Consider the following 13,850-nt stretch of genomic DNA (forward strand, 5'->3'; position numbering starts at 1 on the left):
ATGGGGGGCTGGTGGCAGGCCCTGGTGGTAGTTGAATAGTTGTGAGATGAGAACTGGCTTATATGGATTTTTCCGCTTGGAGTGTTGATCTCCCCAAATGCTGTGCGACCCACAGCAGTGGTTTTCGAATTGAGATAGAAGGCAGCCCGCGTGATCCGAGCGCGGTGCATCCGGGCAAGTTTCCCAGTGGTTTGAGCAGCATCGAGCAGGTCAGGTTGTTGCGCATCGGGCTTGAGGCGATCGCGGAGGCGGCGAAAAAGGGGGGCCGGAAAGCAGCGCCTTCCAGACCTGCGTATACTCCCCCGGCGAACCGGCCCCAGCGCCCCACATTGTCCTTAAAAAAGAAGCCCGGCGCATAGCTGAATCGCTGTTATCGCGCTGCGCATCGCCGCGGTACTGGCGGGCCGGATAACTGCCGCCCAGGTCAACTCTCCGAGCCAATGCCCCAAGCCATTACCCTGAGCCTAAGCCAACGCCTGTTGCACCAGCTTGGCCAGATGGTCGGGCAGTTTTGTTTGCAGAGCCGCGGCATGGCCCTCGGCTGACATTTTCTGCCAGGTTTTGCGGATGATGTCTACGACCTTGTCGTCCGGGTGGCGGCGGGCGAAGTCGTCCAGGTAGTGCTGCAGGAATACCAGGCAAGCGACGTCTTCCATGGTTTGGGTCTCCGCATCCTGCTTGATCCGCTTCTTCTGCAAGATATCCATTACTTTGATTCTGTCTGCCTCGGGATAGCCACATTCGCCCATGAGTTCGGCGGTTGTCTCGGCGTGGAATCTGCCCAGCTCGGTGCGCCAGCGCCGGTAGCCAACCCGATTCATGGGGTAGTCGGTGCGGGCGATCTTCCAGCGCTGGATATGCTGGGCCCGGCAGGCGATCTGCAGGTTTTCCGAGGCATCGGGCTTGAATTGTTGCAGGCATTCACTCATGCGCACGGCGTAAAGATGTTCCTTGGGTACGGTTTTATCATCCACCGGCAGCAGATTGGGGTCTTGCTGGTTCTTCTGGTCTATGGCGGCAAAAATACAATTGAGTCGCGACTGATTCATGGCAGGGTGGTCCTTCAGGTAAGCACGCTGGGCTGTGACGGTAAGATTAACGTGTATCCCGGTCCGGATCCATTGTGGCGTGACTCACACTTATGAGTGGTGGTTTGCTGGCTTTCGGGCCGGATTTGCTGGAAGGCTGGATCGCTTCGCGGGCTGTTTTACTTCCAGCGGCTGGATTGCTGCGCAGCTGGACGGTTTGCGTAAACAGCAAAAACCCGGCAATAGCCGGGTTTTTGTCTGCTGGCGCCGGGGCTGGCTCCCCGGATGCTGGCGTTTGTTATGAGCGCTGCTCAATGGGGACGAAGTCCCGCGGGGTGTAACCGGTGTAGAGCTGGCGAGGACGACCAATCTTGTAGGGGTTGCTGATCATCTCGTGCCAGTGGGCAATCCAGCCAACCGTGCGGCCAGTGGCGAAAATCACGGTGAACATATCGGTGGGGATGCCGATGGCCTTCATGATAATGCCGGAGTAGAAGTCGACGTTTGGATAGAGTTTCTTCTCGATAAAGTATGGATCCTCCAAAGCGATTTGCTCCAGGCGCTTGGCGATCGCCAGCAGCGGATCGTCTTCCAGGCCAAGTTCGGCCAGCACTTCATCGCAGGACTCTTTCATAACCTTGGCGCGCGGATCGAAGTTTTTGTAGACCCGGTGACCGAAGCCCATAAGGCGGAAGGGATCGTTCTTGTCTTTGGCCTTGGCGACGTACTTGTCGATGTTGTCGACACTGCCAATCTCTTCCAGCATGTCCAGTACCGCTTCGTTGGCGCCGCCGTGGGATGGGCCCCACAAGGTGGCGATGCCGGCTGCGATACAGGCGAACGGGTTGGCTCCGGAGGAGCCGGCCAGGCGCACGGTGGAGGTCGACGCGTTCTGCTCGTGGTCGGCGTGCAACAGGAAGATCTTGTCCATGGCACGGGCCAGCACCGGGTTGACTTCCGGGTCATCGCAGGGTGTACCAAACATCATGTGCAGGAAGTTCTCTGCGTAGGACAGCTTGTTGTTGGGGTACATAAACGGCTGCCCGACGTGGTGCTTGTGGCACATGGCAGCGATGGTGGGCATCTTGGCGATCAGGCGATGGGCTGAAATCTTGCGATGTTCGGGGTTATTGATGTCGAGAGAGTCGTGATAGAAGGACGACAGGGCGCCGACAACCCCACACATAATGGCCATGGGGTGGGCATCGCTGCGGAAACCGCGGAAAAAGCGAGCGATATTCTCATGTACCATGGTGTGGTTGGTGATCATGCTGACAAATTGTTCTTTCTGTGCCAGCGTTGGCAGTTCGCCGTTTAACAGCAAGTAGCAGGTTTCGAGGTAGTCGGACTGGTCGGCCAGTTGCTCAATAGGGTAGCCGCCGTGCAGCAGTACGCCATTCTCGCCGTCAATGTAAGTCAGCTTTGACTCGCAGGACCCGGTGGACATAAATCCGGGATCGTAAGTGAAGTATCCCTTGGAGGTGAGGCTGGTGACGTCGATAACGTCGGGGCCTACAGTACCTGAGTGAATGGGTAATTCGATGGGTTCATCCAAACCGTCGACCGAAAGGTGGGCTTTCTTATCAGCCATTACGGACTCCTGTATAAAGTATATAAAAGCTGCACTGCATGACAGTACACGTGTAATAAAGATGCCAGAGCCGCAACACTATAAGCTGCGCCAAGCTATTGTCAATTGATATTGTCCACGATACCCCCCGGACTTTGGTCTGATTGCGCTGGACTGAGCCTGTGGCATGCTATGGCGAAGTGGTGCGCAATTAAGGGGCTCGGTGCACTGTGTTTGTGCACTGGGCAAATGCTGGCCGGTTTGTCGGTTTTTGCCGCCGTTTCGCCGCATTTAAATTGTATTTTCCGAGAACTTCAGTCGATCTTCGCGGTCTTCTGTTGTTTTTTGACAGTCGTCTCTCTATAATTTCGCGCGGCCTGCCTAGTGCCGGATGTGCTGCAAGTTGGCGCAACTGGCAGATCATGACGGCGACTTGTGCAGCATCGCTGCAAACGAAAATGCCCATTCCTGGGGAACAGAAGGTGTGACTTACTCGTGAACAAGAACAGACCTGTAAATCTGGACATTTCCACTATTAAACTTCCTATCACCGCATATATATCGATCTTGCATCGCGTTTCAGGCGTAATCCTGTTCGCCGGTGTGGCGATTTTACTCTGTATGCTCGACTCAAGTCTCGAATCGCCGGAAAGCTTCGCGGCGCTGAAAGAAGGTTTACAGAACCCTGTTTACCAATTTCTGATTTGGGGTACTTTGGCGGCGCTCGCCTTTCACCTGGTCGCTGGTGTTCGCCACCTGATCATGGATATGGGTATTGGTGAAACCCTCCAAGGGGGGCAGGATGGCGCCAAAGTCGCGTTTGTGGTGGCCGGAATATTGATTATTTTAGCGGGAGTTTGGGTATGGTAACTGCAGTAACCAGTTTTGGCCGCAGCGGCCTCTACGATTGGGTCGCCCAGCGTGTTAGTGCGGTGGTACTGGCGGCTTACACACTGTTCCTGGTGGGTTTTATTCTGTTGACTCCGGAAGTGGGCTACGCCGAGTGGAAAGAGCTCTACAGTTACCTTTGGATGCGCGTTTTCAGCCTGCTGGCTCTGCTGTCTATGGTGGCGCATGCCTGGATAGGCCTGTGGGCGGTGTTGACCGATTACCTGACGACCCGTTTGCTGGGTACCAAGGGCACGGTACTGCGCGTTTCAGCGCAACTGCTCATGGGTGTGGTCATTTTGACCTACACCGTATGGGGCATTGAAATTTTGTGGGGATTTTAATTAATGGCTAATATGCGTACGATTTCTTTTGACGGTATTGTTATCGGCGGTGGTGGTGCAGGTATGCGCGCCGCACTGCAACTGGCCCAGTCCGGCTACAAAACAGCAGTAATCACCAAGGTTTTCCCCACTCGCTCCCATACAGTCTCGGCCCAGGGCGGCATCACCTGTGCCATTGCTTCTGATGACCCCAACGACGACTGGCGCTGGCACATGTACGACACCGTCAAAGGGTCGGACTATATTGGTGACCAGGATGCAATCGAATACATGTGTTCAGTTGGCCCGGAAGCGGTGTTTGAACTGGATCACATGGGCCTGCCTTTCTCCCGCACTGAAAATGGCCGTATCTATCAGCGCCCCTTCGGCGGCCAGTCCAAGGACTTTGGCCGCGGCGGCCAGGCGGCTCGCACCTGTGCGGCGGCTGACCGCACCGGTCACGCGCTGTTGCACGCCCTGTACCAGGGTAATGTCAAGAATGACACTGTATTCCTGAACGAGTGGTTTGCCATCGACCTGGTGAAGAACCAGGACGGGGTTGTGACCGGTGTTATCGCCATGAATATTGAAGATGGCGATGTGGTGTATGTGAAGTCCAAGGCCACGGTGCTGGCCACCGGTGGCGCAGGTCGCATCTACGCCTCGACTACCAACGCCCATATCAATACCGGTGACGGTATCGGCATGGCTCTGCGGGCCGGTTTCCCGGTGCAGGATATCGAGATGTGGCAGTTCCACCCGACCGGAATCGCCGGTGCCGGCGTACTGGTAACCGAGGGTTGCCGGGGTGAGGGTGGCTACCTGATCAACAAGGATGGCGAGCGCTTTATGGAGCGCTATGCGCCCAACGCTAAAGACCTCGCTGGCCGCGATGTGGTTGCCCGTTCCATGGTGCTGGAAATTATCGACGGTCGCGGTTGCGGACCGGAGGGCGATCACGTGTTCCTGAAGCTCGATCACCTCGGTGAGGAGACCCTGAATGCCAAGTTGCCCGGTATTCTTGAGCTGTCGCGTACTTTTGCTCACGCCGACCCGGTCAAAGAGCCTATCCCGGTAGTGCCTACGTGCCACTATATGATGGGTGGTATTCCGACCAATATCCACGGTCAGGCCCTGACGGTCGATGCTGACGGTAAAGACAAGATTATCGAAGGTATCTACGCCTGCGGTGAAGTGGCCTGTGTATCAGTGCACGGCGCCAACCGTCTGGGCGGCAACTCGCTGCTGGACCTGGTGGTGTTTGGGCGCGCCTCCGGCCTGTTTATCGAGAAGTCCCTGCGTGAAGGCATCGAGCATCGCGAAGCGTCGGAATCCGATATCGAGCAGGCGATGTCACGCTTGAACCGGGTAAACAATACCAACGACGGCGAAGAGGCTCCGGCCCTGCGCAAAGAGTTGCAGACCATCATGCAAAACCACTTTGGCGTATTCCGCAAAGGCGAGTTTATGCAGGAGGGCATTAAAAAGCTGGCGGATTTGCGTGGTCGCATTGAAAACGTCAAACTGACTGACAAGTCCAGTGCTTTTAACACCGCCCGCATTGAAGCCCTCGAGTTGCAAAACTTGCTGGAAGTGGCTGAAGCAACAGCTATTGCCGCCGAAGTGCGCAAAGAGTCCCGCGGCGCCCACGCGCGCGAAGACTTCCAGGATCGTGATGACGAAAACTGGCTGTGTCACTCCATGTTCTTCCCGGAGGAAAAGAAAGTCGGCAAGCGCGCCGTAAACTTCACCCCGAAGACTATGGAACCCTTTGAGCCCAAGGTTCGTACATACTGATCAGGAGGTAGCTAGTTATGTTGAATGTAGAAGTCTATCGTTACAACCCTGAAACTGACTCTGCCCCGTATATGCAGAGTTACCAAGTTGATACCCAGGGTAAAGACCTGATGGTGCTGGACGTACTGGAGCTGCTCAAGTCGCAGGACTCGAGCCTGGCTTTCCGTCGCTCCTGTCGCGAGGGTGTGTGTGGCTCTGACGGCATGAACATCAACGGCAAGAACGGCCTGGCATGTATCAAGCCATTGTCGGAGTGTGTGGAAAAAAACACTTTGGTGTTGCGCCCGCTGCCAGGTCTGCCGGTGATCCGTGACCTGGTGATCGATATGAGCCTGTTTTACGCCCAGTATCGGAAGATCGATCCGTACCTGCAGAACGATACCCCGGCACCGGCCATAGAACGCTTGCAGTCTCCGGAAGATCGCGCCAAGCTGGACGGGTTGTATGAGTGTATACTCTGTGCCTGCTGCTCCACCAGCTGTCCGTCGTTCTGGTGGAATCCGGACAAGTTTATTGGTCCGGCAGGTCTGTTGCAGGCTTATCGGTTCCTGGTAGATAGTCGCGATACAGCGACAGAAGAGCGACTGGCGAAACTGGATGACCCTTTCAGTGTGTTCCGCTGCCACGGTATTATGAACTGTGTCGCGGTGTGCCCCAAAGGCCTGAACCCTACCAAGGCTATTGGGCATATTCGCAATATGCTGATCCAGAGCGCCACCTGATCTCGGTGCTGCGATAGTTTGCGGGGCGGCGTTGGCACAGGGTCTTCGCCGGAGCTCTATCGGGGCAGCCGGGAGTGCAAGTCAACCGGCCTGGCAAGGCCGGTAACAAGCTCTCAGACTGATGTATCAGGCAGGAGAGGGCGGGTAACAAGAAAATAAAGCTGAGTGCACCTGCGATTAGCGCGTTGCGGTAACCAGGATATGCTCAGAGAAAGAGCGAAACCCTATCCAAAAGATTAGGTTTTTACTGTTGGCAAATCGCTGGTAACAGCGGGGGCAATCGGGTGACACCCGAGCTGGCAGGGTGAGTTCGATAAGCAGGCGCGCTTGCTTTTCACGGGTGCAACACTCCCGCGGAATTTCCGATGTTCTGCAGTGACTGACTTAAGCAGTCGCAGCAGGGAAGATATCGGTCAGACATTCCCGGGGTGTGGGGAGGTGCCCGAATGAATAGAGCGGTGTGTTATCCAACTTGCACTGGAGCTAAGGCCCCTTTTTAAGGTGGGCACAAATGCAAGAAAGCATCATGGAGCAATGGTTGCGGACATCCCATATCTCGGGTGGGAATGCAGCTTACGTTGAAGACCTCTACGATACCTATTTACACGATCCCAATGCCGTACCGACAGAGTGGCGGGATTACTTTGATCAGCTGCCCAGAATCGAGGGCGTGGTTACGCAAGACGTACCCCACTCGGTGGTGCGGGAGCATTTCGAACTGCTCGGCAGAAACCGGGCCCGTCCGGTGGTTGCACCCGGCTCAGGCGGCCCCAGCTTTGAGCACGAAAGCAAACAGATCCACGTTGTTCAATTAATTAGTTCTTACCGTTTCCGCGGCCACCAAAAAGCCAAGCTCGACCCTCTCGGATTGATGGTGCGGGAACAAGTGCCCGACCTGCAATTAGGCTTTCACGGCTTGACCCAGGCGGACCTGGATACGGCATTCCAGACGGCCAACACCTTCTTCGGCAAAGACGAAGCCCCGCTGCGTGAAATTATCGAGGCCCTGGAGCAGACCTACTGCGGCTCAGTTGGCCCGGAAATCATGCATATCACCAATTTCGCTGAAAAGCAGTGGTTGCAGCAGCGCCTCGAAAGCGTGCGCAGCAAACCGGTCTACGACCCTGAGTTCCGCACCCGCATTTTGGAGCGCCTGACCGCAGCCGAGGGTCTGGAGCGCCACCTGGACAGCAAGTTTCCCGGCACCAAGCGCTTTGGTCTGGAAGGTGGCGAAAGCTTTATCCCCCTCCTCGACGGCCTGATTCGCCGGGCGGGCGAGCACGGCGCCAAGGAAATTGTGTTGGGCATGGCCCACCGCGGACGCCTCAATACCCTGGTGAATACCCTGGGTAAAAGAACGGCCGATTTGTTCGAGGAGTTCGAAGGCAAGCGCATCATTGACAGTTCCGGTGACGTTAAATACCACCAGGGCTTTTCTTCCAACGTGATGACCCCGGGCGGTGAAGTACACCTGGCGATGTCTTTCAACCCGTCACACCTGGAAATTGTATCGCCAGTGGTGGAGGGCTCGGTGCGAGCCCGCCAGGACCGTCGCGAGGATCCGCTGGGCAACAAGGTGGTGCCGATTTCCGTGCACGGGGATGCGGCTTTTGCCGGTCAGGGTGTGGTGATGGAAACCTTCCAGATGTCCCAGACCCGCGCCTACGGCACCGGCGGCACCATCCATATTGTTATCAATAACCAGGTTGGCTTTACCACCAGCCGGCGTGAAGATGCCCGCTCTACCGAGTACTGTACGGACGTGGCCAAGGTCATTGAGGCACCGATTTTACACGTCAACGCCGACGATCCGGAAGCCGTGCTGTTTGTTACGCTGCTGGCGATGGACTATCGCTACGAGTTCAAGAAGGATGTGGTCATTGACCTGGTGTGTTACCGCCGTCGCGGTCACAACGAAACCGATGAGCCGTCCGCGACGCAGCCGCTCATGTACAAGGCGATTCGCAATCACAAGACCACCCGTACCCTGTACGCGGAAAAACTGGTCAATGAGGGCGTCCTGAGCCAGGCCGATGCGGACCAGATGGCCACGGATTACCGGGCAGCGCTGGACCGTGGTGAACACGTGGCCCAGGGCCTGGTGAGCGAGCCTGACAAGACCATGTTTGTCGATTGGACTCCCTACATCGGTCACGATTGGTATACGCCAGCGGATACCAGTTATGACCTCAAGGCGTTGCAGGAACTGGCAACCAAAATGTGCGAGATTCCCGACGGCATCCAGGTGCAGCGCCAGGTTACCAAGATTTACGATGATCGCCGCAAGATGGCAGGCGGTGCCCTGCCGATCAACTGGGGTATGGCCGAAACCCTGGCCTACGCCACGCTGTTGACCGACGATGTCCGGGTGCGCCTTACCGGCCAGGATGTTGGCCGCGGTACGTTCTCCCATCGCCACGTGGTTATCCACAACCAAAAGGATGGCTCCAGTTACGAGCCTTTGGCCCACCTGAGCGACGATCAGCGCGAGTTTGATATCTACGACTCGCTGCTCTCGGAAGAGGCGGTATTGGCGTTTGAGTACGGCTACGCCACCACCTCGCCCAACGCGCTGGTGATCTGGGAGGCTCAGTTCGGTGACTTTGCCAACGGGGCCCAGGTGGTTATCGACCAGTTTATTACCAGTGGCGAGCACAAGTGGGGTCGCCTGTGTGGTTTGACCATGTTGTTGCCACACGGTTACGAAGGCCAGGGGCCGGAGCATTCTTCCGCGAGGCTGGAGCGCTTTATGCAATTGTGTGCCGAGCACAATATCCAGGTGTGCATTCCCACAACCCCAGCGCAGGTGTTTCACATGTTGCGTCGCCAGGCCATCCGGCCGATGCGTCGGCCGCTGGTGGTAATGAGCCCGAAATGGATTCTGCGCCACAAGCTTGCTACATCTTCCCTGGAAGAGCTGGCCAACGGCCGTTTCCAGAACGTAATCGGCGAGCAGGAGCTGCAGCCTGAGGGAGTCAAGCGCGCGGTATTATGTAGTGGCAAGGTTTATTACCACCTGCTCGAGGCCCGCATGGAGTCCGGCCAAACCGACGTGGCACTGATTCGGCTGGAGCAGTTGTATCCGTTCCCCAGCGATGAATTGGCAGCAGCATTGCAGCCTTTTAGCAACCTCAAGGAGGTGGTGTGGTGTCAGGAAGAACCTATGAACCAGGGTTGCTGGTACAGCAGTCAGCACCATATGCGTCGCGTAGTCGACACGATTGATAAATCGATGCCGCTGCTCTATGCCGGGCGTGAACCTTCAGCCGCACCTGCGGCAGGTTATATGTCAGTGCACCTGGAAGAGCAGAGCCGGTTTGTTGAGCAGGCGTTGACGGTCAGTTAACTCTCGCCAAATAAAGTTATCACCCCAATATTAGACGACCCGATGGCAAATGAAGCGCGCACAGGTTTAAGCTGGAAATTGCCAAAAGCTAAAGGAACACGAGAATGACTATTGAAATAAAAGCACCTACTTTTCCAGAATCCGTCCAGGATGGCACTATCGCAACCTGGCACAAGCAGCCTGGCGAGGCAGTCAGCCGGGACGAGCTGATTGTTGATATCGAAACCGATAAAGTGGTGCTGGAGGTGGTTGCTCCTGCCGATGGCAGTATCGCTGAAATTCGCAAAGGGGAGGGCGATACCATTCTCAGTAACGAAGTCATTGCCCTGTTTGCTGAAGGTGCAGTGGATGCCGCAGCCGCGGCGGCCCCGGCGGTTGCAGAGACTGTCGAAGCTGGAGCAGCAGACGCGGCCGGAGGCGCAATTGCCAGTCCTTCGGCGCGCAAGCTGGCTGGAGAAAAAGGGATCGACCTGGCCAGTGTCAAGGGTTCTGGCAAGGACGGCCGTATCACCAAGGAAGACGTTGTTAATGCCAGCGCCGCCGCACCGGCACCCGCGGCAGCGCCTGCCGCCAAACCCGCCAGCGCGCCAGCGGCGGTCGCGATTAGCGCCAGCGGTGAGCGCGTTGAAAAGCGTGTACCGATGACCCGTATGCGCAAGCGTATTGCCGAGCGTCTGCTGGAAGCGTCCAGTGGTACCGCTATGTTGACCACATTCAATGAGGTCAACATGGGGCCGGTGATGGAGTTGCGCAAAAAGTACAAGGCGCAGTTTGAAAAATCCCACGATGGAACCCGATTGGGTTTTATGGGCTTTTTCGTCAAGGCCGCAGTGGAAGCATTGCGTCGCTACCCGGCGGTAAACGCATCCATCGACAATGATGATGTTGTCTACCACGGCTACCAGGATATCAGTGTCGCCGTGTCCACCGACAAAGGTCTGGTGGTGCCGGTATTGCGCAGTGCCGAGCACATGAGCCTGGCCGGGGTGGAAAATGCTATTCGCGACTTCGGTGTCCGGGCGCAGCAGGGCAAGTTGAGTATGGAAGAGATGACCGGTGGAACCTTCTCCATTACCAACGGCGGAGTGTTTGGCTCGCTGATGTCAACGCCCATCCTGAATCCACCGCAAACCGCCATCCTGGGTATGCACAAGATTCAGGAACGGCCCATGGCAGTGGACGGTCAAGTGAAGATTTTACCAATGATGTATCTGGCCCTTTCCTACGATCACCGCCTGGTCGATGGCAAGGATGCGGTCCAGTTTTTGGTGGCGATCAAGGATATGATTGAAGATCCTGCTCGCATTTTGTTGGAGCTCTAGGAGACTATCGGCCTCAGGTATCTGTACAGCATTATTTGTAACGCGATTAATTATGGCAGCGCGAGCAGTGCTCGCGAGCTGCCGGGAAAATTAAACTTTAAACCATTTAGGGTGTATTACTATGTCGGATAAATACGATGTGATCGTGATTGGCTCAGGACCTGCGGGTTATGTCGCTGCAATTCGGGCGGCTCAATTGGGCCTGAAGACCGCTTGTATTGAAAAGTGGAAAGACGACAAGGGCAAAGGAATCAATGGCGGAACTTGCCTGAATGTGGGCTGCATCCCCTCCAAGGCACTGCTGGACAGTTCGCACAAGTACCATGAAGCGAAAGACTCCTATTCTGCCCACGGTATTAGCACCGGTAAAATGAGTATTGATGTCCCTGCGATGATTGCCCGCAAGGATAAAGTCGTAAAGCAGATGTCCGGAGGTATTACCGGCCTGTTCCAGGCCAACAAGGTCACCCCTCTGTACGGCACCGGCAAATTGCTGAAAGGGCGCAAGGTTGAGCTCACTGACAACGAAGGCAAACAACAGATACTGGAAGCCGAGAACGTCATCCTGGCGTCGGGCTCAATACCGGTCAATATCCCGGTTGCGCCAGTGGACAACGACGTAATCGTCGACTCCACCGGAGCACTGGAGTTTACCGAAGTGCCCAAGCGACTCGGCGTTATCGGCGCTGGTGTGATCGGCCTTGAGCTTGGCAGCGTCTGGGGTCGACTGGGCTCCAAAGTCGTATGTCTCGAGGCTATGGATGACTTCCTGGCCATTATGGACCAGCAAATTGCCAAGGAAACCCAGAAGATCCTGACCAAGCAAGGGCTCGATATCCGCCTCGGCTGTCGTGTTACCGGTAGCAAAGTGAATGGCAAGGAAGTCGAAGTTACCTACACCGACAAGGCCGGTAAAGAGCAGAAGGAAACTTTTGACAAGCTGATCGTCTGCGTTGGTCGTCGCCCTTTCACTGAAGGCCTGCTGGCCCCCGATAGCGGTGTGAACCTGGATGAGCGCGGCTGTATTTACGTCAATGATCTCTGTTCAACCAATGCACCTGGTGTCTGGGCAATCGGTGACGTGGTGCGTGGTCCGATGCTGGCCCACAAAGGTTCAGAAGAAGGCGTGGTAGTGGCCGAGCGTATAGCCGGGCAGAAGCCGCTGGTGAATTATGATATCATCCCCAACGTTATTTACATCCAGCCGGAAGTCGCCTCCGTAGGTCGCACCGAAGAGCAGGTGAAGGCCGATGGCGAAGAATACAGTGTCGGTACCTTCCCGTTCCTGGCTATCGGCCGGGCCGTGGCTACAGGTGATGCCGACGGCATGGTTAAAATCATCGCAGACGCCAAAACCGACCGGGTATTGGGTTGCCACATTGTGGGCCCAAATGCCTCGGACCTGGTCCAGCAAGTGGCGATCGCGATGGAGTTTGGGGCAACTGCAGAGGATCTCGGCATGACCGTGTTTGGTCACCCGACTTTCTCTGAAGCCGTAAAAGAAGCTGCTTTGGCAGTGAATGGTCATGCCATTCATATGCCGAACAAGAAGAAGCGCAAATAATAAAACTGACAGCGCCGCAGGAGAGATGGCTCGCAGTATGAGTACATCTCGTGCCTGGCAATCCGACTGGTCGGGTTGCCTTATTACAATCAAGCGCCATAGGCGCAAGTGGATGGATAGTAAACATGAACTTGCATGAATATCAGGGCAAACTGTTGTTTGCCGAATACGGCTTGCCTGTCTCCAAAGGCATAGCTGCTGAAACCTCAGCAGAAGCAGTTGCTGCAGCCGATATTATCGGTGGCGGTAAATACGTTGTTAAGGCCCAGGTTCACGCTGGCGGCCGCGGTAAGGCTGGTGGTGTCAAACTGGTCACCTCCAAAACTGAAATCAAAGAGTTTGCTGAAAAGTGGCTGGGCAACAACCTGGTGACCTACCAGACAGACGCTAATGGCCAGCCGGTCAGCCGCATTCTGGTTGAACCCTGCACGGATATTGCCAACGAGTTATACCTCGGTGCTGTAGTCGATCGCTCCAGCCGTCGTATCGTTTTCATGGCCTCCACTGAAGGTGGTGTGGAAATTGAAAAAGTGGCGGAAGAAACTCCTGAGAAAATCCTCAAGGCTACCATCGACCCCCTGACAGGTGCGCAGCCATACCAGGCTCGCGAGCTGGCGTTCAAGCTGGGTCTCGAAGGCAAGCAAATCAAGCAGTTCACCCAGATCTTCCTCGGTCTGGCGAAAATGTTTGAAGAAAAAGACCTGGCCCTGCTGGAGATTAACCCGCTGGTTATTACCCCGGCCGGCGACCTGCACTGTCTCGATGCCAAGGTGATCATCGATGGCAACGCAATTTATCGTCAACCGCAAATCAAGGAAATGCACGATCCTTCCCAAGATGATGCCCGTGAAGCGCATGCGGCCCAGTGGGACCTCAACTACGTGGCCCTGGACGGCAATATCGGCTGTATGGTTAATGGCGCGGGCTTGGCGATGGGTACCATGGATATCGTCAAGCTGCACGGCGGCAACCCTGCCAACTTCCTTGATGTGGGCGGTGGTGCAACCAAAGAGCGTGTTATCGAAGCGTTCAAGATCATTCTCTCCGACGACCGGGTTGAAGCGGTATTGATCAATATCTTCGGTGGTATCGTGCGCTGTGATTTGATTGCCGAAGGTGTTATCGGCGCCGTCGAAGAAGTGGGTGTAAAAGTGCCTGTGGTTGTACGTCTGGAAGGTAACAATGCCGACCTGGGTGCCAAAGTGTTGGCTGACAGCGGTCTGAATATTATTGCTGCGACCAGCTTGACCGATGCTGCAGAGCAAGTTGTTAAAGCGGCTAAAGGTTAAT

10 protein-coding genes are annotated in these 13,850 nt (G+C 55.8%); 8 read left to right on the plus strand and 2 right to left on the minus strand.

Features of this window, described 5'->3' with window-relative positions; all coding sequences use genetic code 11:
- Positions 1 to 464: 464 nt before the first annotated feature.
- The gene (locus tag G8764_RS08965; protein ID WP_166164286.1) at positions 465 to 1,049 is read right to left on the minus strand and encodes a DUF4202 domain-containing protein; all 585 of its coding nucleotides are present in this window, start codon (positions 1,047 to 1,049) and stop codon (positions 465 to 467) included.
- A 277-nt stretch (positions 1,050 to 1,326) separates the two neighbouring features.
- A complete protein-coding gene (gltA, locus tag G8764_RS08970) occupies positions 1,327 to 2,619 on the minus strand; it encodes a citrate synthase (RefSeq protein ID WP_166164287.1) in 1,293 nt (430 codons plus the stop codon).
- A 474-nt stretch (positions 2,620 to 3,093) separates the two neighbouring features.
- On the opposite strand from gltA, the gene sdhC reads away from it, so the two are divergent.
- The 8 genes from sdhC to sucC all read left to right on the plus strand — a co-directional run bounded on the left by sdhC (position 3,094) and on the right by sucC (position 13,849).
- On the plus strand, positions 3,094 to 3,468 hold the full coding sequence (gene sdhC, locus G8764_RS08975) for a succinate dehydrogenase, cytochrome b556 subunit (protein ID WP_166164288.1): 375 nt from the start codon (positions 3,094 to 3,096) through the stop codon (positions 3,466 to 3,468).
- Complete coding sequence (gene sdhD / locus G8764_RS08980) at positions 3,462 to 3,830, plus strand: succinate dehydrogenase, hydrophobic membrane anchor protein (RefSeq protein WP_166164289.1); 369 nt, start codon at positions 3,462 to 3,464, stop codon at positions 3,828 to 3,830. The genes sdhC and sdhD overlap by 7 nt, the downstream gene beginning before the upstream one ends.
- A gap of 3 nt (positions 3,831 to 3,833) precedes the next feature.
- Positions 3,834 to 5,606: a succinate dehydrogenase flavoprotein subunit gene (sdhA, locus tag G8764_RS08985; protein ID WP_166164290.1), complete on the plus strand. Its 1,773-nt coding sequence runs from the start codon at positions 3,834 to 3,836 to the stop codon at positions 5,604 to 5,606.
- A 17-nt stretch (positions 5,607 to 5,623) separates the two neighbouring features.
- Positions 5,624 to 6,328 carry a succinate dehydrogenase iron-sulfur subunit gene (locus G8764_RS08990; RefSeq protein ID WP_166164291.1) on the plus strand — a complete coding sequence of 235 codons (705 nt, stop codon included), beginning with the start codon at positions 5,624 to 5,626 and terminating at the stop codon, positions 6,326 to 6,328.
- A 511-nt stretch (positions 6,329 to 6,839) separates the two neighbouring features.
- Positions 6,840 to 9,674, plus strand: coding sequence for a 2-oxoglutarate dehydrogenase E1 component (locus tag G8764_RS08995; RefSeq protein ID WP_166164292.1), 2,835 nt, complete (start codon positions 6,840 to 6,842; stop codon positions 9,672 to 9,674).
- Between the two features lie 104 nt (positions 9,675 to 9,778).
- The gene (gene odhB, locus G8764_RS09000) at positions 9,779 to 10,996 is read left to right on the plus strand and encodes a 2-oxoglutarate dehydrogenase complex dihydrolipoyllysine-residue succinyltransferase (protein ID WP_166164293.1); all 1,218 of its coding nucleotides are present in this window, start codon (positions 9,779 to 9,781) and stop codon (positions 10,994 to 10,996) included.
- Between the two features lie 121 nt (positions 10,997 to 11,117).
- Positions 11,118 to 12,560, plus strand: coding sequence for a dihydrolipoyl dehydrogenase (gene lpdA / locus G8764_RS09005; protein ID WP_166164294.1), 1,443 nt, complete (start codon positions 11,118 to 11,120; stop codon positions 12,558 to 12,560).
- 125 nt (positions 12,561 to 12,685) lie between these two features.
- The gene (gene sucC, locus G8764_RS09010; protein WP_166164295.1) at positions 12,686 to 13,849 is read left to right on the plus strand and encodes an ADP-forming succinate--CoA ligase subunit beta; all 1,164 of its coding nucleotides are present in this window, start codon (positions 12,686 to 12,688) and stop codon (positions 13,847 to 13,849) included.
- Position 13,850: the final 1 nt, after the last annotated feature.

It is taken from the genome of Pseudomaricurvus alcaniphilus, from assembly GCF_011440395.1.
Taxonomy (GTDB): domain Bacteria; phylum Pseudomonadota; class Gammaproteobacteria; order Pseudomonadales; family Cellvibrionaceae; genus Pseudomaricurvus; species Pseudomaricurvus alcaniphilus.